Origin of the sequence: Sphaerospermopsis reniformis, assembly GCF_005402885.1 — a bacterium.
GTDB lineage: Bacteria > Cyanobacteriota > Cyanobacteriia > Cyanobacteriales > Nostocaceae > Sphaerospermopsis > Sphaerospermopsis kisseleviana.
This window is the reverse complement of the sequence record NZ_BJCE01000060.1, coordinates 1-25,068: the sequence shown is the minus strand read 5'-3', so window position 1 is coordinate 25,068 and position 25,068 is coordinate 1. Positions and strand designations below refer to the sequence as shown.

Here is a 25,068-nt window from a genome sequence, read left to right as displayed (position 1 = left end):
TCCCTCAGTAGACTTTCACGCCTTAGCCAGACGCGATTGTGTTCCAATTAAGTTTCTGAAAAAGACTACCACCATCATTGCTTGGTTTTCGCGTCGGCAATAGTCTCAATTCAATACTTGATATCACTGTATTATATATCAAGTAGTTGATTTTTTCCTAAAAATATATTGATTTTTGTCAATATAAGTATAGTTTTGTCTATGAAATTGTCAACTTAGGACTTGCTCTTTTCGCTTCTTTAGCAACCGCTTCTACTTCATCATTAACCAAAGTCTCTAAAATAGCTTTAGCTTCTGCACCACCTAAATTACCCAAAGCCTGAACAACTCTATAACGCACCTGCCAATCTGAATTAGTAGAATAGGTTGCTAAAAGGGAAACTGCATCTGGGTTTCCCAACTCTCCCAGGGAACTAATAGCCGCAGTTTGCACTAAACCATTATCTGAAGCAAGTGCTTGTTTGAGGAGTTCAAAACCCCGTGGATCTCCCAATGCTCCCAAGGTAGCAATAATACTGAATTGTACGAGCCATTCTGGGGTTTGATGATAGAGTTCCTGTAAATCTTCAAAAGCTGCCTGTAATTTCAGCGCCCCTAAACAGTCTGCTGCTGCTGCTTGTACATCTGCTTCAGGATCGTTGAGTAGTTCCCGTAATATCTGCAAGGATAAATCTAAATCCTGTTCTCCCAATGTGTCCATTTGACTAACAGCAGAATAACGCACACGGGAATTTTTATCACGGATAGCGACTTGTACTAATTCTAAACCGGTTTTGGGTTCGAGTTCACGAATTTGATTGACTGCACGGAGGCGATCGCCCAAGTTATCAGAACTCAGTAATTCTTTTACAGATTCAGCAGATATACTCATTTAATGATCCTATTTTTAATGATCCTATTTTATTAGTCATTGGGCATTGGGTTATTAATCTTTCCCAGTCCCCAGTCCCCAGCGATGCACTGAGCTTGTCGCAGTGTCCCCAGTCACCTACTCAGCGGCCATAGCGCGGATAATGTCACCACGAGTCAGAATACCAATAACTTTACTCGTACTATCCAGCACAGGTAAACGATGTACTTTATGTTCTTGGATGATTTTTGCAGCTTCTTTTAGGGACTTATCAGGGGTAATAGTGAGAGGATTTTTACTCATTACTTCCCCTACAGTTTGTCCTAAAGCTTTATGTAAATCCCGTTCATAAGCACCAGGATTTTGTAAATAAATTACACTATCCAAAAACATGATGTATGCAGGTGGAGTGACACCGGTTTCCTGCCACATCAAGTCTGTTTCGGATATGATCCCCACTAATTTCCCTGCATCATTAATTACAGGTAAACCGCTAATGCGTTTTTCTGCTAAGATTTGGATAGCTTCTTTTAAAGGAGTTTGAGGATTAACCATAATTGGATTATGGGTCATCACTTCTGCAACGGTTTTAAGCATTTTTTTTACTTACACCTTTTATAAAAGTCTTTTTTATTATTGTAGGTAATTGATGACTAATCAATGAAAATTTTTAATAGATTGTTACTTTTAATCTGGAAAAGAAATTTATTTTGTAGGTTGGGTTGAGGTCAGGAAACCCAACACTATTAATTGTCTCAAAAAATTTGATTTGAAATCCCAACTCCGTTAATCAATCAAAATAAACTTAGTTGTCTAGGTTCTCCTTCATTTGTCTGATTGTCTTCTATTTCTAATTCTTCATCATCCACATCATCAGTAATCAAAAACTCACTAATATAGTCTCTGACAACTCTTTCAAAAAATAGAGGTGCGGGTATTGTTGTCCATTCTTTATAATGTCCAAATCCATAACGCAAAGACTCTAAAAATGCAGCTAAATCATCAGGTTTATCCTCTTCTTGTCTTAATGTCACCACAATTTCTAAAGGGTTAGGTGTGGGAAATTTATCAGTAAGTATTCTGTTTTCTTCCATTTTTATTTCACCAATTTCTAACCCTGCTTTATTTTTTATGTTTCGCTTATCATCTTTGATAACTTGATGAATTTAAATAATTGTTCTTACCTTTTTCTCAAAGCAGCAATAATTTCTCCATTTGCTTCAGGAAAATCAAAATTATCCAACTCATCCAAACCCACCCAACGCACTTCCGCACATTCAATAGCTTGGGGAATACCTGATAAATAATGACAATGATGCACTGTCAAAGTTACTCGTAAATGAGGATAAGTATGATCAACAGTAATCAAATGTTTGCCAACTTCTATTTTAATTCCTAACTCTTCTAAAATTTCTCTTTCTATACATTCTTCTATAGTTTCTCCTGTTTCAATTTTACCTCCAGGAAATTCCCATAAATTCGCCATTGTTCCTGTGGGAAGACGACGATCAATTAAAATCTGTTTTTCGTTGTTCCAAATAACAGCAACACCAATAATTTTATGGGTAACATTTGATATTTCTGTCATAATAATTATGGTAAAATTTAATCATTCTAAAATCATCATATATCCCCAACTTCTTAAAGAAGTCGGGGATCTGAAAACTGAAAACTACCTAATTTTAACATTTACGTCATAAAAAAACACCAATTATTAAAATTCTGGTATCTTCATTTTGGATTTATCAGAGAATTTATTTAATTGGTGCTAATTTGTTAACTTATTCAGCAACATCACTACTGCTTGCTTCTGTTCCTTGTATAGCCATATCAAAGTTCATTCTTTGTTCTGCATTCCGCAAAAAATAACCACTAATCATTGCAGAAGCTAATAATCTACCTAAATTTTCTCTGCTAGTTGTAATGGTAACACCAAAATGTTCAGAAGGTAGATTTCCCAACAGTCCCACAATATTTCGTTCCATCACTTGAAATACTTCCGCAGAAGTAGGTTTAGATAACTGTGTTACGGTTTCTGGACTTAGAGATTTAACGTACTGCCATAATAAGTTGCTATTTTCTGTTTCACCGTTGAAAAATTCTGATACTCGATTAGGTTGGTTACTCACTTTTGATCTCCTTTGCTACAACTACTATCTATGGTAATTGTGACTACAATGATAAATAACCTGTTTTCTATTTAATGACGACTTAATGACGACGAAAATTTAACTTTGTGTCTATGTCATTCAATGTAACAGGTTATTTCAGTCGGGGGAGTCGGTTTAACCGTACCAAAAACAGCGTATTATTGCGAATGAATCTAGGTGACAGTAAGAAGGCAAGAGGCAAAAGGCAAAAGGCAAAAGAAGGGAATAGGTAATAAAGTTATTAATGTTCTCCTGACTCCTGCCTCCTGACTCCTGACTAACTAGCAAGATACTCATTCATGCTATGTTTGGATTTACGAAGTTTTGTTAAGGCTTCTCTTTCAATTTGTCGCACTCGTTCCCGACTAATATTAAGTATTTCACCAATTCGGGCTAATGTCATAGATTGTCCATCTGATAACCCAAACCTCAATCTAATGACTTCTTTTTGTTGGGGTGTGAGTTCTGACATCATCCGTTCTATGTCGCAAGATAGAGAAGATTGCATCACAAAATCTTCAGGTGATGCACCTGTATCTTCCAACATTTCCCCTAGTTCGGTGTCATAATTATCACCTAGACGCAAATCAAGAGACAAGGGTAAACGTGCTTTTTCTAGACACTCCCGCACCTGTTTAGGCGTTAATTGTAATTCGTCAGCTAGTTCAGAAATACTAGGCGCACGTCCCAATTTTTGGGATAATTGCCTTTGGGCTTTCTTAATTTTGTTTAATTTTTCCGTAATATGAATAGGTAGCCTAATAGTGCGGGCTTTTTCCGCTATGGCGCGAGTGATCGCCTGACGTATCCACCAGTAGGCATAAGTAGAAAATCTATAGCCTTTTGTGGGGTCAAATTTTTCTACACCCCGTTGCATTCCTATACTACCTTCTTGGATTAAGTCAAGTAAATCAACATTACGTTTAATATACTTTTTCGCTACAGACACTACTAAACGCAAATTAGCTTCTACCATTTTCCGTTTAGCAATTTCACCTTCGGCGATCGCTCTATTTAATTCTTTTACTTCTAACTCAGCTACATTTGCCCACTCTTCTACAGTTGGTTGACGTTCTAACTGAGTAGCAAGATTATCTCTCACCTCATACAACGCGGTACATCTTTGTACCTGTTTCCCAAAGTGAATTTCTTCCTCATGCGTTAAAAGTGGCACGCGACCAATTTCTCTTAGGTAGGTCCGCACGAGGTCTGTAGGTGTCTGAGCCGTCTTCATGGCGCTACTCTTGGTTGATGTTGGGTTGGTTGGTAGTGTCATTAGCTGATGCCTTGAGAAGATAATACCCAGGTTAACTAGAAAACTATGCTCTGGTTTGCAATTTACATACCCGATCCGCTTTGTTTCCGGTATGTCGTCAATTTAGGCTTATTAACTGCTAGACGGTACAGTTATTTACTTGTAATTACAAGTACCTGTACTTAGAGATACCATGATCTGTCTAACATTTTCCGTTTGATGTGATTGTTAATAATTGTAACATTTATTAAAAAAGCTTGACTACCGAGTAACTGGAAAATTCCTGGTTACATCAGGTTAGGTTATGTCGTAATTGTACTGAAATATTATAGGAAGCAGGAGTCAGGAGGCAGGAGACAGGAGTCATAAGACAAGAGTCAGGAGTTTAGAAGTAAAAATGAGAAGTAGATGGTTTCCTCATATTTGTTAAAATATCTCAATATTAACTATAAAGATTCTCTTATAATGATTGCTTAATGTTTAGGGAACAGGGAACAGGGAACAGGGGATAGGGAATAGGAAGATGGGGAAGCAGGGGAGAAAATTATTTCCCAGTCCCCAGTCCCCAGCGATGCACTGAGCTTGTCGAAGTGTCCCCAGTCCCCAGTCACCTAGATAGGACAATATTCCTGGATCACTTTCACATCTAAGGTGGTGTTTTGCAGGGAACGGATAGCGGCTACTGTTGCCCGCGCACCTGCTATAGTTGTAATTATGGGAATTTTGTAGGCTAAAGCTGTACGGCGGATCAGTTGTCCATCTGTACGGGCTTCTTCCCCTGATGGTGTGTTAATAATTAACTGAATTTGTTGATTTTTGATCGCGTCAATCACATTAGGACGACCTTCATGAAGTTTCAGCACTTGCTCAACTTTTAAACCCTGTTCTTTCAGATATTGGCGTGTACCTTGGGTAGCGATAATATGAAAACCCAGGTTGATAAATTCTTTCACCACATCCACAACTAAGGCTTTATCCCGATCGCTCATAGACACAAATACAGTACCCTGGAGGGGTAATTTTTCCCCTGCGCCCATTTCCGCTTTAGCAAATGCCCGCCCAAAATCAGCATCAATCCCCATAACTTCCCCAGTGGAACGCATTTCAGGACCTAAGATGGTATCAGTACCGGGGAATTTATTAAAGGGTAAAACTGCTTCTTTCACAGCTATATGAGAGGGAATGACTTCCTGAGTAAAGTTTAATTCCTCTAAATTCTTACCAGACATAATTAAAGATGCCAACTTAGCTAAAGGTACGCCTGTTGCTTTAGACACAAATGGAACAGTGCGAGATGCACGGGGGTTAGCTTCTAAAATGTAGACTTGGGGAGAATAACTATTTGCACCAACAACGGCAAATTGAATATTCATCAAACCCACTACAGATAAAGCTTTTGCTAGTTCAACTGTCCAAGTTCTAATTTGGTTAAGGACTGCGGGAGAGAGGGAAATTGAAGGGAGAGAACAAGCCGAATCTCCTGAGTGAATACCCGCTTGTTCAATGTGTTCCATAATGCCACCAATAACCACTCTACCCGTATGATCGGCGATCGCATCTACATCCACTTCAATGGCATTTTCTAGGAACTTATCAATTAAAATTGGATGTTCTGGTTCTACCTGCACTGCAAAAGTCATATATCTTTCTAACTCTGCATCAGAGTAGACTATTTCCATCGCTCGTCCACCCAGAACGTAACTAGGGCGAACCACAACGGGGTAGCCGATCCGTTTAGCGACAATTAACGCATCTTCATAACTTCTAGCGATACCATTAGGCGGTTGGGCAATATTCAACTCTTGAAGAATCTTTTCAAACCGTTCCCGATTTTCTGCCATGTCGATAGAATCAGGAGAAGTACCCCAAATTTGGGTGATTGGTGATTGGTGATTGGTGATTGGTGATTGCTGTAAGTATTGTTGTAGGGGAACTGCTAATTTTAATGGAGTTTGTCCACCGAACTGGACGATAATACCTACAGGGTTTTCCGCTTCAATAATATTGAGTACGTCTTCTTTAGTCAGAGGTTCAAAATATAGGCGATCGCTAGTATCGTAATCAGTAGAAACCGTCTCCGGGTTAGAGTTCACCATCATGGTTTCATAACCCGCAGCTTTCAAAGAGTATGCCGCATGACAGCAACAATAATCAAATTCTATCCCCTGACCAATACGGTTTGGACCACCTCCCAAAATCATTACCTTGGGTTTATCGGTGGGTAAAACTTCCGTTTCTTCCTCGTAGGTAGAATAATAATAAGGTGTGAACGCTTCAAACTCCGCAGCGCAGGTATCCACAGTTTTGTAAACGGGGATAACACCTAACTGTTTACGATATGCTCTAACTTCATCTTCCTTGGTTTTGGTACAGAAAGCAATTTGGCGATCGCTAAAACCATTACGCTTGACATCATACATTTGCTCTTTTGTCAACTGCTGTAAAGGAGTGCGTTTTAAGAACTTCTCAACTTCCAGAATTTGCTGTAATTTATCCAAAAACCAGGGATCTATGGCAGTTAGTTCGTAAATTTCCTCATTACTGATACCTAACAGCATTGCATGACGCAAAGCAAAAACTCTCTCTGGGTTAGGTGTACGTAACTGAGCGCGAATTTGTTCCCCACTGGGTAACTTTTCTGGTTTATCAGCACCCCATCCAGCGCGGCCAGTTTCCAAGGACCGCATAGCTTTTTGGAAAGACTCATTAAAAGTTCTTCCTATGGCCATTGCTTCCCCCACAGACTTCATTTGCGTAGTTAACACTGGATCAGAACCAGGAAACTTTTCAAACGCAAACCGGGGAATTTTTGTAACTACATAGTCAATAGTCGGTTCAAAAGAAGCGGGGGTTTTCTTAGTAATATCATTACTAATTTCATCCAAAGTGTAACCCACAGCTAACTTTGCGGCCATCTTTGCAATAGGAAAACCAGTTGCTTTAGAAGCTAACGCAGAACTGCGGGAAACACGAGGGTTCATTTCAATAACTACCACATCCCCATTTACTGGGTTCACCGCAAACTGAATATTAGAACCACCGGTTTCCACCCCTATTTCCCGGATAATTTTGATCGCCATATCCCGCAGACGTTGATATTCTTTATCTGTGAGAGTTTGGGCAGGGGCGACTGTGATAGAATCACCTGTATGAATCCCCATCGGATCGAAGTTTTCGATAGAACAGATAATGACAACGTTATCCGCAAGATCCCGCATCACTTCTAGTTCATATTCCTTCCAACCTAATAAAGACTGATCTATAAGAATTTGAGAAACAGGACTAGCATCAATACCAACCTGTGCCATCACTTCAAATTCTTCTTTATTGTAAGCAATACCGCCACCAGTACCGCCCATTGTGAAAGCAGGACGAATAATGAGAGGATAAGATCCTATCCGATCGGCGATCGCCTTAGCTTCTTCTAAGGTTGACGCTGTACCACTAGGACAAACATTCACCCCGATCTTATCCATCGCTTCGTTAAACAACTTGCGATCTTCAGCTTTTTCAATCGCTGGTAATTTCGCACCGATTAATTCGACGTTATACTTTTCTAAAGCCCCATTTTTTGCTAAAGCAACCGCAATATTTAAAGCAGTTTGTCCCCCCATAGTCGGTAAAAGAGCATCAGGACGTTCCTTAGCAATAACCTTTTCTACCATTTCCGGTGTTAGCGGTTCGATATAAGTGCGATCGGCCGTTTCTGGATCAGTCATAATAGTAGCCGGGTTAGAGTTTACCAGCACCACCTCAAAACCTTCTTCCCGTAAAGCTTTACAGGCTTGAGTACCAGAATAGTCAAACTCACAAGCTTGGCCAATGACAATAGGACCAGAACCTAACAGAAGAATTTTGTGGATATCTTGACGACGAGGCATAGTTGTTACTTTAGATCAGGAAAATACAAATCTTGACTATTTTAAGGGTCTTTACCCCTAGTCCTTATATTTATTATTAAGTTTTCTTAGTTCTTGTGATTAGGTAGATTTTTTAACAGTGTAGCCTAATTTTTCGGTTATCTTGAGTAATTTAACGCAGATACACGCAGATAAACGCAGATGTAAAAGAATAACTGAACAATTCTCTTTTCCAGATATTGTGTTTCGCGCAATCTCCGTCAGGAGATCCCGCAGGGTAGACGCAAATAAGCAAAGACGCAAAGGAAGAAACTCAAGACTCACCCAAAATACCTCTCAAACTCTCATTCTCTGCGTCCTCTGCGCCTCTGCGGTTCATTCTTCCATAACTTCTGCGTAAATCCTAAATAGTTTGCAGCTATTGTGAGATTTTTTCCTGAATATTTGCTTTGAGGATGAATGTTCATTTTATGATGATCCTATTTTTCAGATTATTTTTGAGAATTTATAGCTTCTGAGTTGATAAATTTTCCTGAAATTTATTTTCAATAACTGTTAAATATGATTTTTAACAATTTTTAGTGATGTTTTATTCGTAGGGGTAATTCATGAATTACCCCTACCTCCTTTCTGTTTTCCGTAAGTCCTGCTTGATCAGCAAATGACAAATATTTGCATTTTATATAATTAATAATAATTGCACTGATAAATACAAAAAATGACAGATAGGTAACTCATCTGTGGTTTTACCTAGCTGCCAATTTTTTATTTTCGGTTCTAATCTACTCTACTAAATTTTGCATCTATATAAATGCAGAAATTTAAGATGAGGTTAAATTTAGTTTGTGGTTCTTTGAACAAAACCTAATGTTAAACTATCCTTAGCTAAAAAATGTGCTAAATGATAAGCTCTTTCTTCTGTTTTTAGCAGGATTTGTTCATAGAGATATCTTGTCCCCCGATCTCCCAAACTCTCTGCCTGAGAGGCTAAACGGCGAATTAAGCTAATCATTGCTTGTTCTGCTACTAGGTCATTTTCTATCATCTTCCGGCAAGAAAATGTACCATCTGCTTCTGGTTCAAAACAGCATAATTCAGCTAATTTAGTAAAAGAAGCTACGGGAACACCACCCAAACCATTTAAACGTTCACCAATTTCATGGATGTGATCTTGTACTTCCTCGTAACTTTCCTTAAAAAACTCATGCAGTGAATAAAATTCTGCACCTTCAACTACAAAATGATGTTTCTGGTACTGTAGGTAAAGTGCTTGAAAACTAGCTAATGCAATATTAAATCCTTCAATTACTGGTTCGGTAACACTGCGATCTAGTAATACAGGGTTGTCATATACTTGACCAAAATTTTGAATCAAAGTTTGAGTATCAGACATGGTTCTCCTCGCTTTGTAGCAGTTGTTTTTTTCAACTACTGCTTTTTGTTATATCTTAACATTAAAAAATTTTCATGCCAGTCTGCTAAATATGACAGAATTTCTAATTTTTATCGCTGCAAGTATTCGTTTTCCTTTTATGTCTGGTGTTAACTATTAATTTCATCTCTGTTTGTTTGCTAATATCCTTGACTTTATTTACACATTGTGCATAACACCCTTCGGGGTGTGGTGGTTCAAGTTTTATGAAAATTTTTTGCAAATTTAATGACAATAATTTGCACTTACGCTATTCTGGTTGATAAGGCTCAAGTCCAATAAACTCCCAGTCACAGGGGGTTATTCTGTTTTATTTACTGCCATTTTGTGGCACTTTGAGGGTAATTCACTTGAAATTCTCTAATTCACATAATTCACAATTAGGAACACAGCACGTTATTGATGTGAGTTGGTCAGAACGTTGGCAAGTTTATCAACGCTTAAATGAATTAGATATTCCTTGTCATTGTCAGAGTAACCAACCATTGCAGGTAGAAATTACTAACCCACAAATAGCTATCCAAGTTTGGAGTGTGGTGAGACAAGTTAAAGCTTCTCGTCAAGATTTAATTTGTCATTTAAAAGATTGTTTGCGTTTGCGTTATCAAGCCTTGTAATTTGTAATTATTTTCTGTTTTCCTTTTATCTGCTTTGTAGTTAGTTAATCTTGGGTGAACGAAAGATGAGTATCTATACTGGTGTAGAAGTATCAGAATTTTGCCTAGAAGGTAGATTTTTAGATTTTGTGATTAAAGATGGTTATAAGTTAAAAGGTTTATTATTAGCGACTTCTGACGGTGAATGTTATGTAAAGTTAGCCAAGCATTTACGGGTAGCTTTTGATTTGCGTTTACCTCGTGGTACTTGGTTACAGGTGGTAGGTACTAAAAAGTATGACGCTAAAAAAGAGGAAGTCACGTTAAAAGCTGAACGGGTAATGGCTGGGCGCTCTCAAGTAGAAATAATTGCGCCTAATTTAAATATGGAAAGAGTGTCTTTAGCACCGGAAACGAGTAAACCCAAACGAGCGAAAAAGCAAACTATCTTAATGTGTCAAAAATCTGATTGCATGAAACGCGGTGGTAAAGCGTTGTGTCAGGTGTTGGAGTCTGAGTTGAGCGATCGCGGTTTACAGGATACAGTTGATCTTAAAGGTACTGGTTGCATGAAAAATTGTAAGGCTGGACCTAATTTAGTCATGCCAGATAAAACCCGGTATACTAAAGTTCAACCTTCACAAGTTGCTATTTTGGTAGATAAGCATTTTGGTGAGGATGCGGAAATCAAATCTCCGCAGTTTATGGAAGTTTAATTATTTGTCTGAATCAGGATATCCAGGATTTCAGGATTTACAGGATGTGGGTTGGCATTAAAGATTCTAACAAGATTGTCCGCCCAATTACTGAATAAACCACCACTCACCACCATCTTATGCCAGAATAAGTACCAGTATTAGGCAGTGGTCAAAAATGGTGTTTTATCCTGGACAGGGGTTATTTGGGGGACGCTACATTATAGAACGGGAACTAGGCCAAGGGGGAATAGGTATCACCTATTTGGCTAAAAACCAACGTGGTGAACTGCGAGTAATAAAAACCCTGAGACAAGAAATTTTAAATCGTCCAGATTTGATACAACATCAAAATAAATTAAAACAGGATTTTCGTGATGAAGGTTTGAGACTAGCATTATGTCGTCATCCCCACATTGTTGAGGTGGAAAATGTCTTTGATGAAGCTAGTTTACCTTGCATGGCGATGGAATATATTAACGGTGAAGATTTAGGAAAAAGAATAACTGAAAAAGGGGCGTTATCAGAAGCAGAAGCACTGCTATATATTCAACAAATAGGTGACGCATTAACCGTAGTTCATGAAAAGGGTTTATTACATCGAGATTTAAAGCCCAATAATATTATGATTCGGGCTGGTAAACAAGAAGCAGTGTTAATTGATTTTGGTATTGCGAGACAATTTGTATCAGGAGAAATTCAACAACATACACAAAATCTTACCCCTGGTTATTCACCTCCTGAACAGTATTTACCAGATGCAGAAAGGGGAGAATATATTGATGTTTATGCCTTAGCTGCTACATTATACGCTTTGTTGACTGGACAGTTACCAATGCCAGCACCGGCTAGATTGCAAAATTTCACCTTAAAACCAGTTAAAGATTTTAATTTTGGTATCAGTGACAAAGTGAATGATGGCATTATGAAGGGAATGGCATTAAATTACAAATTCCGTCCTCAGTCAATTATAGAATGGTTGAATTTGTTATTTGATAATTTTCCTGTTTCTAGTTCTCCACAATTAGCAGAATATCTAGAGCATAGTCCTATTATTATTATCGGACCTAGACCTTCTGGAAAGATTACTTATTTAGCAACTTTAGCTTATTTGAACAATTTAGTAAAAACCAACTCATCATACTCAGTTGAATGCTTGTGTGAGAACAGTCAAGAGTTAGCTGAAGAAGCTAAATTCATTTTAGCCGAAGGAGAAATGTTGTCGCTTAGAGAGATATGGATAGCAGAAAGATATTATTCATTTTTAATTAAGATCAATAATAGCTTAAGGAAACTTAATCAAAATAACGTACAAGTTTCCTGTAGTTTTAATATGTATCCGGGATGCTTTTTCTCAGAATTAATCAGAAGTTATAAGTTGAGTGATAGTGATTATTATTGGAGTTATAAGTTGAGTGATAGTCATTGGTTCAATAGTTGTATAGAAAAATTAACCGAAACCAAATATCTAGCGTTAATCATTGATTCTACAGCTATAAATGATATTGAAATAGCTCACAGTCTCACAGTATTAGAAAGGATATTAAATTTAAAAATCTATCAAAATGATAAACCTCAATATCGCATAGCAGTAATGTTTTCTCATTTTGATCTACCTGAAGTATATCCTTACAAAAATAATCTGCATCAATTTGTGGATCTGAAATTTCCTCATACAAAATTAGCCTTACAAATTTGGAGTAATAATTGGAATTGTGCAGTTGCTTATTTTGCTTATTCTGCATTTGGGATGATAGGAGATACTTCACAAGCAAATTGTCAAGGTAGATATCAAGGTATTAAAAATCCTAAAATATGGAAACCATTTGGTTTAATAGCACCAATATACTGGTTATTAACTGGTAGATATGATCAAACATTATTGGAATTAGACCTATAGTTAACCCTGGAAAATCTCTCACAATAACATCCTGTAAATCCTCAAATCCTGTAAATCCTGATTCTGACAATCTAAAAATTTGCCAACCAGAAGGAATTTGAATAACTAGGAATTAAACTTTAGATTATTTTTTAAGTCAACAATAGATAAAATGAAAAAAAAATTATGAGTGTCAAGTTCCATCCCCATGCACAAGCACGATTAATTGAACGTGGTGCAACAGAGGAAGAAGTTATGGCTACAGTGGAAGGTGGTATAACTTTTACAGCCCAATATGATAGAACTGGATTTAGACGTAGTTTCCCTTTTAGTGCTGAATGGAATGGCAAATTTTATGCTATGAAGAAAGTGTAAGTAATTGCTGTTCAAGAAGGGGAAAACTGGTTAGTAATTACTGTTATCGTTAAATATTTTTAAAGGTACAAAAGCCATGAAAATTTCCTAAGATCCCAGATACAATATAGCTTACATCTATCTCAAAGAGAAAACTGGACAGGTAGAAACAATTCAAGTAAGTAAACAAATGAATGTAGATATTGCCCCAGATGGTACAATTTACGGTATTGAACTCCTCAACGCTAATCAACAATTAGGAACTTATGAACAAGGTAAATTGATTTTAGTTAATGAAGCATTAGGAGAATCTACAGAAATTAAGTTATTAATTTAATTTTGAGAAAAATATATGCAAAATCCAGCTTATAATTTAGGTGCTGCCCAATTTTCATATTCTAAATTAGGAATATTTTGAAAATGTTTGACATTTGCAGTAATTAAAACACATTGATTATGAATTGCTGATGCTGCAATAAGTAAGTCAATGGGAGTAATTAGCAAACCTCTCTGACGTAAATCCTGATAAATCACACTTCCAACATTGGCCGTATCTATATCAAAGGGTAAAATCTCACTATTCTGAGCAAGAATCTCAAATTGTCGTAAAATATTCTTTGCATCTCTATACAGCAGTCCACTTTTGATTTCATAGTATGTAATCACAGAAAAAGTTAGATAACTATAAAATTTTTGATATTCCCGAAGTTTTTGAACTACTTGTGTTTCACCTCGCAAAAAATATGAGATGATATTAGTATGTAACATCACTTTTTTCACAATTCAATTTCCCTTGATGAGTCTAGTAATCTTTGTTCTTCAATCTCATGTTCAAGCTGCTGTAACAATATAGATTCTTCTGAATTAGCAATACCAGCAAATTGCATAAAATCTATATTTTTATCCATATATTTGGGTTGCAGTAATTGTTGATTCTGAACTATTTTTTGAAAAATTATTTGAGCAATTTCATTTTGTTCTTGTTCTGGTAGCTGTGATACTAAAGCGAATGCTTGTTCTAAAAGCTGATTCATGGTTTTTGTGTATGTGTTCTTAATTAAGATTACCCTAGAAATAATAATTCAATATCTTATTTTATCAAAAATTATCACTCCTTAATTATAAAATAACAGTTTTCTATCTTCCTAAATCTCATCCTGATAGCGAAGCGTGGCGTTAGCCATAAATCCTCAAATCCCGGACATCATGATTCAGACAAATAAATCAATCCTGTACATACCCAAATCCCAAAAATCCTCACTCTGACAATTTACTCCCCTTTCAACTTCAAAGCTTCAGTAGTTGACATCCCCTCACTTTGCAAACCAAAATAAGATATGGCAGCAGCAGCTTCCCCACGAGTTACAGCTTTTTTCGGTTGAAAAAGAGTAGTATATCCAAAAACTCTCCTAATATTTGATTGTTCTGCATTTTGAAAGTCAGCTAAAATTGCTCTTAATGCTTTAGGATCAATTTTTTCTGTATCCTGAAAACCCCAAGTTTGTTTCACAGCTTCCAAATTAGCATTCGGTAAAGCTTGACGGGTATCTAAAGGAACTTTCCACATTAATAAATTTTCTCTGGTTAAAGGTGCATCAGGACGAAATAAAACTGCGGTTGTATCTCCTGATAAAATACTAGGAATTAATCCCGCTTCTGCTAATCCTTGAATAGTTGGAAAATCAGGATCTTTAGGTAAAACATCTCTAAAGACTGGTTGTGTATTTGTGGACGATAAACGAATTTTTTTCGCAGGATTATTAGCATACATGACATTATTTGCAGTTACTAACCAGCGTGCAAATTCTCTGCGAGTGATGATTTTATCAGGTGCAAATTGTTGAGCATTTGTAGGATTAGAATTGCTGTTATTGGAGTTTGATGCAATTGATAAAACTCCTAATCTACCTAAATCTTCAATCTGTTTCCGCCATTCTGGTGGTACTTTATTCAAATCAGTAAATTCTTGAGGTTGTGAATTTTCAATTGCTGTAATTTCTGTATTTGTTGGTTGATTAGAAACATCAACCCCTGGTGAAACTGGTCCAATAAATTGCGAATCTCCTGGTTGAGAATTTGTCCCAGAATTTGTCCCAGAATTTGTCCCAGAATTTGCAGTTACACTATTACTCTTATTAGATGTATATTCAATTGTTAATTCTGTAGCTGTTTGTGGTTGATTTGGTGTTGGATTTGTAACGGTTTTTGGGTTAATTGCTACTTTCAATAATAAATCATTCCGCTTGACTTCAAAAGTTCCTTCTGTATCGTCTTGTGGTTGTTGTAAAATTTGCCAATTCTGATTTTTAAACTCACTGCTGTAAAAGTTGGCAATCATATTACTAGGATCTGCACTTTGCCAACGAGCTACAATTCTATTTTCAGGTTTATTTTCTGAATTTGTTGAATTATCTGAATTATCTGAATTATCTGAATTATTATTTGCAGGTTGAATTTCTGCTAACTTAGCATTGGGATAAATAGGAATTTCTTGAGGAAAGTCAGCAGGTAATTCAACTTTAGGTGCAGTTGATATTTCTGGATTCTTGTTTTCACCAAAAACCGCAGTATTTGTTTGCAGTCTAGGATCTGCTGCTAAAGACTGTTCTAAATTTTTGGCAGTAGGACCATTAGCACAGGCTGTTAAGGTAGAAAGTAAAACAGCTATACTGAAAAAGATAACAGGATTTTTATAAAGCACCACAGGAAATCACAAATAGATATTTATTATCAATTTCTACATTAGCATTTCAGGGAACAGGGAACAGGGAACAGGGAGATAAATAACCTAATCACCAATCACCAGTCCCCAGTCCCCAATCACCAATCACCAATCACCAATCACCAATCACCAATCACATATTTTTCTAAATCATTTATTTGCGGTGCGGGTAACTGGTTGAGAACTCGCCAAAGAATAGTGTAGCTGCCATCAGGACGGCGACGCACGGCGCGAAAGGCTATGATAGTATCACTACTAGGCACTTCTGTTAATTGTTGCCTGATACGGCTATTTTGACGGCGTACGGGTTGACGTTCTGAGATGATTTCTGGGAGTTGAAATTGGAGCGATCGCACTAAATAAGTTTTATTTACTTCCGCTTTAGCACCACTCAAATAAATTTGCGACTGTTGCCAATTTTGATTTTTACCTGTAATAAACCGCCTTCTATCTACCTGTAAGGCTTTTAACTCTCTCGGTGGTTGGTAGTTGAGAAAAAAGTCCCGCGTTGATAGATCAAGAGTTTGTAGTCTACCATCCAATTTTTCTAAAGGTACATCACCTATATTAACGATAAAACCATAATCTATTCCTTGAGGGAATAACTGGAAGTTATCGTCAATCATTTTCAATGCTAAACTAGGAGTAAAATCTCCCTTACCCTCACCTACAGAGGGAAAAGGATAACGCTCAATAACACTTGGTTGTAATCGATTTTGGAGGGTATTCGGCCGACGACGGTAGGCTGAATCAGGTAAAACTCGAAAAATGCCCGTGTTAGGCAATTGCAAAAACTGAGTGTAGATTTGTTTTTCTTGGGAATCAATGTCGTAAGCAAAACGGTCTAGTGTCGCTGCGTCTTCCTGTGGATTGATAAATTTGATGTTGTCAGGAAATCTTTTTTGGGCTGCTTGCAAGATTTGATTGGCAGTTCTAAGAGTGCTGATAGCTTCCTCTGGTGGTGCGATCGCGGGCTGGATAGGCGGTTTATAGTTTAGCTATAGCTGTTTTTGCCGGGCTGCCAACCACTGGTAATGGGGAAGAAGTTAAATTTGGTTCTTTAGGAATAAAAGGTGTTGCAGGTTTACTAAGATCAGGACGCTGTACTGGTGCAATAGAAATCACCAGATCTGATTTTCTTTCTCCAGAAACCAAAGGTAACTTTCTCACTAACCCTAACTCACCCCGTCGAGACAACAGCCGATCTGTAACTGGGGATAATTTTAACAATTCCTGGTTGGCAGCATACAAAGAGCAGTAAATTTGTAATTGAGAATCAGTTAACTGCACAGTTAAATCAGACTGTTGAGACAAATCTCCTTTTGCGGTACACAAAGTTTTCGGACTTGGGTACTGACGTTTGAGAAAAGTTTCTACAGAATGGGTATAAACAGTTAATTGCCCCCTCACGGATCTCATTCTGTTGGGGTCTGAACTGCTCAGTGCTTGCTCAAGTCGAGCAATTAAATAAATCTGCTGTTGTACTAGCTGCATAGCTTTGGTATAAAATATATTTTCTCCTGCTACTGAATCAACACTTTGACTCAGGTCTAACTGAGACTTATATTCCAGAGCTAAGGCAAAACTGGGAGTAAAACCCAGCGTCAAAGACAGTGAAAGTCCCACAAAGATTTTTCTCATGTCAAAAATGCCAATCTGATGGGTGTATGAAAAATTTAAAATAGATATTAAATTGGAAGAAAACAACGACCATCGACAACCGTCAGTTTATTTTACTTTCTGTAAAGCGTCGCCAGGTTGTTACCAGTGCTGAAACAAGATTACATGCAAGTTTCCCAGGATCAGCCTATCTATTCTGAGGCTCCACTCCAGCTGTTGCTTTTTGTCGATGGACGACCAAAGTCCCGACAACAGGTACAGCGCATACGCTCTTATTTAAGAGAATTAGAAACAGAGTATAGTTTTGAACTACAAATTATTGATGTCGGCCAACAACCGTATCTAGCGGAACATTTTAAATTAGTAGCAACGCCGGCTTTAATTAAAATTCATCCAGAACCTCAACAGACTCTGGCGGGAAGCAATATTATAACCCAATTAAAAAACTGGTGGCCTCGCTGGCAAGTTGCTGTAGACGCTTTCTTAAAGTTACAGGAAGACTTACAAGAACTCAAAGATGAGAATGTGCGGGCAACATTACCCACATCTACCATACATTCTGTTGCTGTTTCTGCGGAGTTGATCAAGCTTTCAGATGAAATTTTTAACTTGAAGCAGGAAAAAGAGAAACTGCAAGAACAGTTACAATTTAAAGACCGGGTAATGGCAATGTTAGCCCATGACCTCCGTAATCCTTTAACTGCTGCTGCTATAGCTATAGAAACGCTTCAAAATAACTACAATTCTGAAAAGGGAGCATTTCACCGTTTAAAACCAGCTATGGCTGAACATTTTTTAAAACAAGCCCGTAATCAAACACGAATCATTGACCGGATGATAGCTGACTTGTTACAAGTGGGAAGGGGAAATGATAAAGAATTTAATATCATACCACAAAAAGTAGAATTAGGAAAACTTAGTTATGAAGTATTGGAAGAATTACGCGATCGCTATATTAGCAAAGCTCAAAAAATAGAAACAGATATCCCCAAAGATTTACCTTATGTATATGCCGATCCTGAGCGTATCCGTCAAGTTTTAGTAAATTTATTGGATAATGCTATTAAATATACACCCGAAGGAGGCATGATTAGTTTAGCCGGACTACACCGCACCACTCAAAAAGTACAGTTTAGTATTGGTGATACAGGTCCTGGTATTCCCCCAGAAAACCGCGATCGCATCTTTGAAAATCATTTCCGTCTGCAACGAGATGAAGGAACAGATGGTTATGGCATTGGTCTGGCTTTATGTCAACGTATTATTAGAGCGCATTATGGTCAAATTTGGGTAGATGCAAATCCTCATGGTGGTGCATGGTTTCATTTTACTTTACCAGTTTATCCATCATAGGTGATTGGTGACTGGTGACTCCTGACACACAATTTAATTAACCTTTATTTAGCAAATAAATTCATAAATGCCACATCCATTAATGTATGAAGAGGACAATTTTGTTGTTCTCGAAACTAACCAAGAAGAACAATTTTTGACGAAATCAGAATTACTAGAAAAGCTGGAAAATACTTTAAAACAACTGGCTTTTGATGACTTAACTCCTGATATCCAGAAATTTGATTCTGTCACAGAACAAGCACAATATTTAATTGATACCAGTTGTGAATTAGATGTAGGACCAGGAAAATATTTACAGTGGTATGCTGTGAGATTAGAAAAGTGACTGGTGACTGGTGACTGGTGACTGGTGACTGGGTAATCATTTTATTTTTCCCAATTACCAATTACCAATTACGAATTACCCATTACCCATTACCCATTACCCATTACCCATTAATTTTGAGTAGTAATTAATTCTAGTTCAATTCTATCTTCATCAGGTTGTGTAATTTTCACCTCAACATTAGGAGCAAAGTATTTAGTCATTTTCTCATGTTTTTGTAGCCAAATATCAAGAGGAATAAAAGGCGAATCAAATTCTAAAATCAAGGAATAAGCACCGTTAACTTCTATTTCTCTTAAACCAGTCACTACTGGACGTTCTTCATCGTTAGGATTCAAACCTAAGTATGTCAACGCCCGGTCTAAATGAGCTTCTTGTCCGTAGCAAAATCTAGTTATGTCAGTGCGGATTTTATTTTGAGTTACAGTAGCTTGTTGTTTTCTGAGTGCTAATACTGATTCTGTGGTAGGTTGGCTAAAGGGTATGGGCTTGAGTTCATTAGCTTTGAGTGCTAAACCTCCCAGCAAGAGAGGAAAGCCATAAAAAAAGCCCACCAAGTTGAGAGTCGCGTTATCAGCAGCATAAGCGACGAAACCGACAATGGTTAATATGCTACCCAAGGTTAAACCGAGTGTTCCCAAAGAAATTTTGCCCAGCATGATTTGAAATGTTGATCATTTCTTAACATCTTACCCAGATCCACGACTTCTTTGAGAAGTCAGGGATCTATTCTTGATTGATCAGCTTTAGCCGATTTTGCGTTAAGTTTAATGAAGAATAGGTAAAATAGGAATAAAACAATGGATCTACAAACACTTAAAGAACGAATTGCCTCAGTTCAAAGTAAACGTGAATACTTGCTGAGTCTTCTGGAACAACCAAATTTAGGCACTTTGAGAGTTGATGTAAATCAAGCTTTAGAAGAATTAGATGATTTAATTGATGAATTTAGACGCAATATTCCCGAATCAGAAACTAATTAATCTAAAATAAGCAAAATCAAAATATACGTCGGCAACCGTAATTTTCCGGTACAGCCGACAATCTTGATTTTCCTAAAAAAATCTTCACTAACCCATCACTGAATTGTTGATAGCACGCTGGCCTAGTTGTCTAACCAAAGCGATGAGTTCTGTTGTGGGTACATCTTTTTTGCAAACTTCATCAAAACTGGGCATTGCCTTTGTTTGTTGCAAGTGTGCATCATCTATTGATGAATAAGCCAGGATTTGAGTATTTGGAGATATAGATTTAATATAACCGGAAGCACGCCAACCATCCATAACTGGCATATGTAAATCTAGCACAATTACGTCAGGGTGGGAACTTTTGACCATTTCTATAGCTTCTTGACCATTACTAGCTAAACCTACAACTTGCATATTCTCTTGAGCAGAAAAAGCGAACTGTAGGGTTAAACGAGTTAGTTCATGATCATCAACCAATAGAACGCGCAAGGAAAAAGACTCACAGGACAACATTACCATTCCCGGAAACTGAAAATTATATACAAGAGTATCTATAGTGTATGGGAGTAAGTGCCTGTCTTAACTCTATCCTACGGATGAATAACGGGTGTTTGTGTATAAAGAAATGATGAAGTTTTGAGGCAGGAGTCAGGAGGCAGAAGAAGCAGGGGGGCGGGGGTCCTCACAAGGGTAGGTATTTTACATTGTCGTGAGGGCAAGACTTGGGGGACAAGGAAGGATAGTGGACAAGGGAGGAAAACCGTACAAAATCATATTATCTTGGTAACAAAAAGACTATTGTGCGGAGAAAATCTTCCTTGTCTACTTTCCCTCCTTGTCTTCCTAGTCCTGCCTCAACAGATAATATTAAAAACCTACCCCTGTGAGGGGCGGGGGGCGGGGTGCAGGGGAGAGGTATTTTCCCCCTTGCTCCCTGCTAGAAAGCTCCTTGTCCTCTTCATTTCCCCAGTCCCCAGTCCCCAGTCCCCAGTCCCCAGTCCCTGTTTATGTGGTGTGTGTAGAACGTAAAGCCATAGACATGAGAATTTTTTGAGAATTAGCTTCTTGAGAATCATCATAGGGTCGTCTTTGGATATAAGTACCATCAGCTTGTAAATCCCAAGCTTGACGATTATCTGCTAACATAATTCCCAGAATTTCTTGCAAATCTTTAGCAATTTCTGGATCTCTAATAGGTGTGATGACTTCGACTCGACGATCTAAATTACGACGCATCCAGTCAGCACTGCCGATATATATTTCTTCTTGATTATTGTTGTAGAAGTAAAAAATGCGGGAGTGTTCTAAAAAGCGACCGATAATGCTGATAATGCGAATATTTTCACTGATGTCTTTGAGTCCTGGACGCAAGCAACATATACCCCGGACTATCAAATCAATTTGTACGCCAGCACGGGAAGCATTGTATAGGGCAGTAATAATTTCCGGATCGACGAGGGAATTCATTTTAGCAACAATGCGCCCGGAAAATCCATTTTGGACATTTTCCATTTCTCGGTTAATTAGTTCGAGAAAGCGATCGCGCATATTCACAGGTGCAACTAATATTTCTCGATAGGTTTTTTGGCGAGAATATCCTGTTAAGAAGTTAAACACATCTGTTAAATCAGCGCCCAATTCTTCCCGACAACTCAACAAACCCAAATCTGTATATAGTCGTGCTGTTTTTGGGTTGTAATTTCCTGTCCCAATATGTACATAACGACGCATCCGATCTTTTTCTCGGCGCACTACCATGACAATTTTGCTATGGGTTTTTAGACCGACTAAACCATAAACAACGTGAACACCAACTCTTTCTAAACGTCTAGCCCAGTAAATATTATTTTCCTCATCAAACCGAGCTTTTAATTCTACTAATACAGAAACTTGTTTACCATTTTCTGCGGCGGCAATTAAAGCATTAACAATAGGTGAATCCCCGGAAGTCCGGTAAAGCGTCATTTTGATAGCTAATACTTGAGGGTCCCAGGCAGCGTGGGTAATAAAACGCTCCACTGTGCCGGAAAATGATTGATAGGGATGATGTACCAGTAAGTCTTTTTCCCGAATTACAGCAAAAAAATCTTTTCCTTCTTCTACGTCTAATACATCTGGGTCTATACTGGGTTCTCTGAGGCGTTGCAAGCGGGAAGGAACAACGGACTGACGTGGGGGATCTTTCAGTTCTGGCAATGGTAAAGCCATAAAATACATCAAGTCTCGTAGTCCCAATAGACCATCTACGGCATAAACGTCATTTTCGCTTAATTCCAAATCTTGCAATAACCGAGAACGTAAAACTTCTGGTGTTTGGGATTGAATTTCTAGCCTAACTGGTGTTCCCCCCATACGACGTTTACGCAATTCTTGTTCAATAGCTAATAATAAATCATCGGCTTCGTCTTCTTCGAGTTCTAGATCAGCATCCCGTGTAATGCGGAAGGGGTGATATTCCTGAATATTCATCCCTGGAAACAGATGTTCTAGATTGTGAGCGATCGCCTGTTCCAATGGTACACCGATCCAGTTAGCGGTTTTTCCGTTGTTGTCAATTCCTAACTCTGATGGTAAAGGTATAAATCGCGGTAAAACATTAGGAACTTTAACTCTGGCAAAAAATTCTTCTTCTGTTTCTGGGTTTTTCACCACCACAGCTAAATTTAAGCTGAGATTAGAAATGTAGGGAAAAGGATGACTAGGATCAACTGCTAAAGGAGTCAGTACGGGAAAGATTTGTTCTTTAAAGTAGTTATCTAAATAATTTCGCTGTTTTTCATTCATTTCTATATATTTCAGAATATGAATACCATGATTGGCTAACAGCGGTTGTAAAACTTGTTCAAATTGTTCGTTCTGTTTTTTCACCAACGGGTTCAGGTGCAACCTAATTTCATCTAGTTGTTGTTCGGGTGTCCGTCCATCAGGAGTTAAGGAGTTTACTTTAGCGTCTACCTGTTGCTTTAAGGCTGCAACTCGCACCATAAAGAACTCATCTAAGTTAGAACTAAAAATAGCCAAAAATTTCAACCGTTCCAGTAGTGGGGTGCGTTGATCACAAGCCTCGTGTAATACTCTACTATTAAACTCTAACCAGCTTAATTCGCGGTTGATATAGTATTTTGAATCATTCAGGTTAATGCTAGGGGCAGTCTTTTTAGATTTTGGCATAATTAATTACGGGCTAGTAGATGTCACGCAGAAGGCACGAGGTAAGAGGTAAGAGTTAATATTTAGATGTAGTAGTTAATTAATCTAACTAATATATTAATTTTTGGTTAAGAGATATTTAAAAATGGGGAAATATAGAAGTTGTAAGTTGGACGAAAACAAACTGTTCTATTCCCTATTCCCTATTCCCTATTCCCTAGTGTAATGTTTCAAGCTACTCGTCGCCGTCTTGCTCTTTGGTACACTGCTGTTACTGCTATCTTACTACTCTTGTTTGCCACTGGGGTATATTTATATGTCCGCAGCACTCTGATAGAAAGAATTGATGATACCCTAAATCATGTGGTGGAAGTGGTAGAGCGTTCTTTAGTCATTGAACCCGTTAATGTACAACCTGATGAACTCCGTGTCAATGTAGAAGCGAGTTTTCGGAATAATGCTGATACAGCGGAAGATGATCATATTGACCTAGAATGGTTTAGTCCCACTGGTGAATTACGGTGGTCAACTTTTTCCGAAGCTTTAAATATTCCTATTCATAGTAATACGGGTGAAACTGTGCGTGTAGTGGGGATGGGGGGATGGGGAGACTCAGAACTGTTATTGCGACAAGTTACCCATCGGGTAGAGGTGGGAAGACAGGTTTTAGGTTATCTGCGTGTGAGTCATCCTTGGTTTGAAGTGACTAAACCCAGTCGTCAGTTAATTTTTGATTTGGGTTTGGGTACTGGGTTGATGGTGCTTTCGGTAGCTGCTAGTGGTTGGTTTTTGTCTGGTAAAGCGATGGAACCTGTGGGGGAGTCTTACCAACGGTTAAAACAATTTACAGCTGATGCTTCCCATGAACTCAGAAGTCCGATCGCTTTAATTCAAACTAATGTACAAGTGGCGTTGGCTGATTTAGACTTAGAATCTAGTAGTATTTCTCATTATCGTCAACAGTTAAAATTAGTAGAAAGATTAACTCAGCGTTTGGGTAGGTTGGTGAATGATTTATTATTTCTTGCACGACAAGATAGTGGTATTGGTGCAGTTTTATTTTCACCTTGTCCTGTGGATGCTTTGTTAATAGAAGTGGTGGAAGAACAACAACTTTTAGCTACAGACAAGGAAATTTATCTAACTTTGAATTTAGTTGATCCGCCAGGGGAAATTGACCCAGAATTACAGGAAAATTGGTTTACTGTGATGGGTAACTGGGATGAACTGGTAAGGTTATTTACAAATTTAATTGGTAATGCTTTGCAATATACTCCAACTCAAGGAAAGGTACAGGTGGAGTTAGGGCGAGTTGCGGGAATGCTTTATGGTTTTACTTGTTTACAAATTAAAATCAGTGATACGGGAATTGGTATTCCTAGTGAGTCTTTACCACGATTGTTTGATAGATTTTATCGTGTAGATCCAGCGCGTTCTCATCAAAGTCGGGAAATAAGGGAAAATAGCACTGGTTCAGGTTTGGGTTTAGCGATCGCTCAAGCTATTGTGGAACATCATCAAGGACAAATTCAAGTGGAAAGTGTTGTTGGTAAAGGTACTACTTTTATTGTCACTTTACCCATCTCTCTGGAGTATTAAATATAATTCAGTAGGGGCAAACCCCCTGTGGTTGCCCTCAAGAGTCGGTAGAAGTCGGGGATCTGGATATTAGGTATAACATTTTTTACGGTTGAGTTACTTATTTATGCAACATTTGTTTCTTGTGATAGATGAAGAAAGCTAGTTGCATAATTTAATATGAGAATAGCATTTACCAAGCTAGTGAGGTACAAAGTTTTTTATGTTAGGGAATTGGGAATTGGGAATTGGGAATTGAGAATTGAGAACAGTAAATA

Annotated in this window: 24 protein-coding genes and 1 pseudogene; 9 read left to right on the top strand and 16 right to left on the bottom strand. The window is 37.9% G+C overall.

Features of this window, described 5'->3' with window-relative positions; translation table 11 throughout:
* Positions 1-199: 199 nt before the first annotated feature.
* From nblB to dpsA, 8 genes are all read right to left on the bottom strand, one after another.
* Positions 200-871, bottom strand: coding sequence for a phycobilisome degradation protein NblB (gene nblB / locus FFR48_RS10945; RefSeq protein WP_096570262.1), 672 nt, complete (start codon positions 869-871; stop codon positions 200-202).
* A 117-nt stretch (positions 872-988) separates the two neighbouring features.
* On the bottom strand, positions 989-1,447 hold the full coding sequence (locus FFR48_RS10940) for a CBS domain-containing protein (protein ID WP_096570260.1): 459 nt from the start codon (positions 1,445-1,447) through the stop codon (positions 989-991).
* 197 nt (positions 1,448-1,644) lie between these two features.
* Positions 1,645-1,944 carry an RNaseH domain-containing protein gene (locus FFR48_RS10935; protein WP_137667386.1) on the bottom strand — a complete coding sequence of 100 codons (300 nt, stop codon included), beginning with the start codon at positions 1,942-1,944 and terminating at the stop codon, positions 1,645-1,647.
* Between the two features lie 86 nt (positions 1,945-2,030).
* The gene (gene mutT, locus FFR48_RS10930) at positions 2,031-2,438 is read right to left on the bottom strand and encodes an 8-oxo-dGTP diphosphatase MutT (RefSeq protein ID WP_096570256.1); all 408 of its coding nucleotides are present in this window, start codon (positions 2,436-2,438) and stop codon (positions 2,031-2,033) included.
* 193 nt (positions 2,439-2,631) lie between these two features.
* Positions 2,632-2,979, bottom strand: a complete 348-nt coding sequence (locus tag FFR48_RS10925) for a DUF760 domain-containing protein (protein ID WP_096570254.1) — start codon at positions 2,977-2,979, stop codon at positions 2,632-2,634.
* Between the two features lie 298 nt (positions 2,980-3,277).
* Positions 3,278-4,234 carry an RNA polymerase sigma factor, RpoD/SigA family gene (locus FFR48_RS10920; protein ID WP_137667387.1) on the bottom strand — a complete coding sequence of 319 codons (957 nt, stop codon included), beginning with the start codon at positions 4,232-4,234 and terminating at the stop codon, positions 3,278-3,280.
* A 632-nt stretch (positions 4,235-4,866) separates the two neighbouring features.
* Positions 4,867-8,136 (bottom strand): carbamoyl-phosphate synthase large subunit, encoded by a 3,270-nt coding sequence (gene carB / locus FFR48_RS10915; RefSeq protein ID WP_137667385.1) that lies wholly within the window; start codon positions 8,134-8,136, stop codon positions 4,867-4,869.
* A gap of 817 nt (positions 8,137-8,953) precedes the next feature.
* The gene (gene dpsA, locus FFR48_RS10910; protein WP_137667384.1) at positions 8,954-9,508 is read right to left on the bottom strand and encodes a DNA starvation/stress protection protein DpsA; all 555 of its coding nucleotides are present in this window, start codon (positions 9,506-9,508) and stop codon (positions 8,954-8,956) included.
* A gap of 389 nt (positions 9,509-9,897) precedes the next feature.
* Here dpsA and FFR48_RS10905 point away from each other — a divergent pair, with 389 nt between their 5' ends.
* From FFR48_RS10905 to FFR48_RS29400, 5 genes and pseudogenes are all read left to right on the top strand, one after another.
* Positions 9,898-10,164, top strand: coding sequence for an Asr1405/Asl0597 family protein (locus tag FFR48_RS10905; protein ID WP_096570245.1), 267 nt, complete (start codon positions 9,898-9,900; stop codon positions 10,162-10,164).
* A gap of 65 nt (positions 10,165-10,229) precedes the next feature.
* Complete coding sequence (locus FFR48_RS10900) at positions 10,230-10,859, top strand: (2Fe-2S) ferredoxin domain-containing protein (protein ID WP_137667383.1); 630 nt, start codon at positions 10,230-10,232, stop codon at positions 10,857-10,859.
* A gap of 157 nt (positions 10,860-11,016) precedes the next feature.
* The gene (locus FFR48_RS29410; RefSeq protein WP_236104050.1) at positions 11,017-12,738 is read left to right on the top strand and encodes a serine/threonine protein kinase; all 1,722 of its coding nucleotides are present in this window, start codon (positions 11,017-11,019) and stop codon (positions 12,736-12,738) included.
* Positions 12,739-12,903: 165 nt separating this feature from the next.
* Entirely contained in the window at positions 12,904-13,092 is a 189-nt protein-coding gene (locus tag FFR48_RS10890) for a hypothetical protein (RefSeq protein ID WP_236104049.1), read from the top strand.
* A gap of 103 nt (positions 13,093-13,195) precedes the next feature.
* Positions 13,196-13,408: pseudogene (locus tag FFR48_RS29400) on the top strand (DUF2283 domain-containing protein); the annotation flags it as partial.
* A gap of 29 nt (positions 13,409-13,437) precedes the next feature.
* Here the strand turns inward: FFR48_RS29400 and FFR48_RS10880 are convergent.
* The 5 genes from FFR48_RS10880 to FFR48_RS30385 all read right to left on the bottom strand — a co-directional run bounded on the left by FFR48_RS10880 (position 13,438) and on the right by FFR48_RS30385 (position 17,434).
* The gene (locus FFR48_RS10880) at positions 13,438-13,851 is read right to left on the bottom strand and encodes a type II toxin-antitoxin system VapC family toxin (protein WP_137667382.1); all 414 of its coding nucleotides are present in this window, start codon (positions 13,849-13,851) and stop codon (positions 13,438-13,440) included.
* The gene (locus tag FFR48_RS10875) at positions 13,848-14,105 is read right to left on the bottom strand and encodes a hypothetical protein (protein ID WP_137667381.1); all 258 of its coding nucleotides are present in this window, start codon (positions 14,103-14,105) and stop codon (positions 13,848-13,850) included. Before FFR48_RS10875 ends, FFR48_RS10880 begins: the two co-directional genes overlap by 4 nt.
* A 236-nt stretch (positions 14,106-14,341) precedes the next feature.
* The gene (locus FFR48_RS10870; protein ID WP_137667380.1) at positions 14,342-15,775 is read right to left on the bottom strand and encodes an S-layer homology domain-containing protein; all 1,434 of its coding nucleotides are present in this window, start codon (positions 15,773-15,775) and stop codon (positions 14,342-14,344) included.
* A 137-nt stretch (positions 15,776-15,912) separates the two neighbouring features.
* Positions 15,913-16,710, bottom strand: coding sequence for a hypothetical protein (locus FFR48_RS30390; protein WP_307722519.1), 798 nt, complete (start codon positions 16,708-16,710; stop codon positions 15,913-15,915).
* Between the two features lie 70 nt (positions 16,711-16,780).
* Positions 16,781-17,434 (bottom strand): hypothetical protein, encoded by a 654-nt coding sequence (locus tag FFR48_RS30385; protein WP_307722518.1) that lies wholly within the window; start codon positions 17,432-17,434, stop codon positions 16,781-16,783.
* A 126-nt stretch (positions 17,435-17,560) separates the two neighbouring features.
* Between FFR48_RS30385 and FFR48_RS10860 the strand changes: the two genes are divergently transcribed.
* Entirely contained in the window at positions 17,561-18,766 is a 1,206-nt protein-coding gene (locus FFR48_RS10860) for a histidine kinase (RefSeq protein WP_190346494.1), read from the top strand.
* Positions 18,767-18,833: 67 nt separating this feature from the next.
* On the top strand, positions 18,834-19,094 hold the full coding sequence (locus tag FFR48_RS10855; RefSeq protein ID WP_096570233.1) for a CRR7 family NDH-1 assembly protein: 261 nt from the start codon (positions 18,834-18,836) through the stop codon (positions 19,092-19,094).
* 110 nt (positions 19,095-19,204) lie between these two features.
* Here the strand turns inward: FFR48_RS10855 and FFR48_RS10850 are convergent, their stop codons facing one another.
* Positions 19,205-19,753, bottom strand: coding sequence for a DUF2854 domain-containing protein (locus FFR48_RS10850; RefSeq protein WP_096570229.1), 549 nt, complete (start codon positions 19,751-19,753; stop codon positions 19,205-19,207).
* Between the two features lie 141 nt (positions 19,754-19,894).
* On the opposite strand from FFR48_RS10850, the gene FFR48_RS10845 reads away from it, so the two are divergent.
* Positions 19,895-20,077, top strand: coding sequence for a hypothetical protein (locus tag FFR48_RS10845; RefSeq protein ID WP_096570227.1), 183 nt, complete (start codon positions 19,895-19,897; stop codon positions 20,075-20,077).
* 87 nt (positions 20,078-20,164) lie between these two features.
* On the opposite strand, the gene FFR48_RS10840 is transcribed toward FFR48_RS10845, so the two are convergent.
* Both FFR48_RS10840 and ppk1 read right to left on the bottom strand, forming a co-directional pair.
* The gene (locus FFR48_RS10840) at positions 20,165-20,575 is read right to left on the bottom strand and encodes a response regulator (RefSeq protein WP_137667379.1); all 411 of its coding nucleotides are present in this window, start codon (positions 20,573-20,575) and stop codon (positions 20,165-20,167) included.
* A 492-nt stretch (positions 20,576-21,067) separates the two neighbouring features.
* A complete protein-coding gene (ppk1, locus tag FFR48_RS10835; RefSeq protein WP_137667378.1) occupies positions 21,068-23,233 on the bottom strand; it encodes a polyphosphate kinase 1 in 2,166 nt (721 codons plus the stop codon).
* A gap of 204 nt (positions 23,234-23,437) precedes the next feature.
* Between ppk1 and FFR48_RS10830 the strand changes: the two genes are divergently transcribed.
* Entirely contained in the window at positions 23,438-24,811 is a 1,374-nt protein-coding gene (locus tag FFR48_RS10830; protein ID WP_137667377.1) for a sensor histidine kinase, read from the top strand.
* The last annotated feature ends 257 nt before the right edge of the window (positions 24,812-25,068 follow it).

Coding starts and splice junctions, on each gene's coding strand:
- nblB (WP_096570262.1), bottom strand. CDS start 871: ATGAGTATATCTGCTGAATCTGTAAAAGAATTACTGAGTTCTGATAAC.
- FFR48_RS10940 (WP_096570260.1), bottom strand. CDS start 1,447: ATGCTTAAAACCGTTGCAGAAGTGATGACCCATAATCCAATTATGGTT.
- FFR48_RS10935 (WP_137667386.1), bottom strand. CDS start 1,944: ATGGAAGAAAACAGAATACTTACTGATAAATTTCCCACACCTAACCCT.
- mutT (WP_096570256.1), bottom strand. CDS start 2,438: ATGACAGAAATATCAAATGTTACCCATAAAATTATTGGTGTTGCTGTT.
- FFR48_RS10920 (WP_137667387.1), bottom strand. CDS start 4,234: ATGAAGACGGCTCAGACACCTACAGACCTCGTGCGGACCTACCTAAGA.
- carB (WP_137667385.1), bottom strand. CDS start 8,136: ATGCCTCGTCGTCAAGATATCCACAAAATTCTTCTGTTAGGTTCTGGT.
- dpsA (WP_137667384.1), bottom strand. CDS start 9,508: ATGTCTGATACTCAAACTTTGATTCAAAATTTTGGTCAAGTATATGAC.
- FFR48_RS10900 (WP_137667383.1), top strand. CDS start 10,230: ATGAGTATCTATACTGGTGTAGAAGTATCAGAATTTTGCCTAGAAGGT.
- FFR48_RS29410 (WP_236104050.1), top strand. CDS start 11,017: ATGGTGTTTTATCCTGGACAGGGGTTATTTGGGGGACGCTACATTATA.
- FFR48_RS10890 (WP_236104049.1), top strand. CDS start 12,904: ATGAGTGTCAAGTTCCATCCCCATGCACAAGCACGATTAATTGAACGT.
- FFR48_RS10875 (WP_137667381.1), bottom strand. CDS start 14,105: ATGAATCAGCTTTTAGAACAAGCATTCGCTTTAGTATCACAGCTACCA.
- FFR48_RS30385 (WP_307722518.1), bottom strand. CDS start 17,434: ATGAGAAAAATCTTTGTGGGACTTTCACTGTCTTTGACGCTGGGTTTT.
- FFR48_RS10855 (WP_096570233.1), top strand. CDS start 18,834: ATGCCACATCCATTAATGTATGAAGAGGACAATTTTGTTGTTCTCGAA.
- FFR48_RS10850 (WP_096570229.1), bottom strand. CDS start 19,753: ATGCTGGGCAAAATTTCTTTGGGAACACTCGGTTTAACCTTGGGTAGC.
- FFR48_RS10845 (WP_096570227.1), top strand. CDS start 19,895: ATGGATCTACAAACACTTAAAGAACGAATTGCCTCAGTTCAAAGTAAA.
- FFR48_RS10840 (WP_137667379.1), bottom strand. CDS start 20,575: ATGTTGTCCTGTGAGTCTTTTTCCTTGCGCGTTCTATTGGTTGATGAT.
- ppk1 (WP_137667378.1), bottom strand. CDS start 23,233: ATGCCAAAATCTAAAAAGACTGCCCCTAGCATTAACCTGAATGATTCA.
- FFR48_RS10830 (WP_137667377.1), top strand. CDS start 23,438: ATGTTTCAAGCTACTCGTCGCCGTCTTGCTCTTTGGTACACTGCTGTT.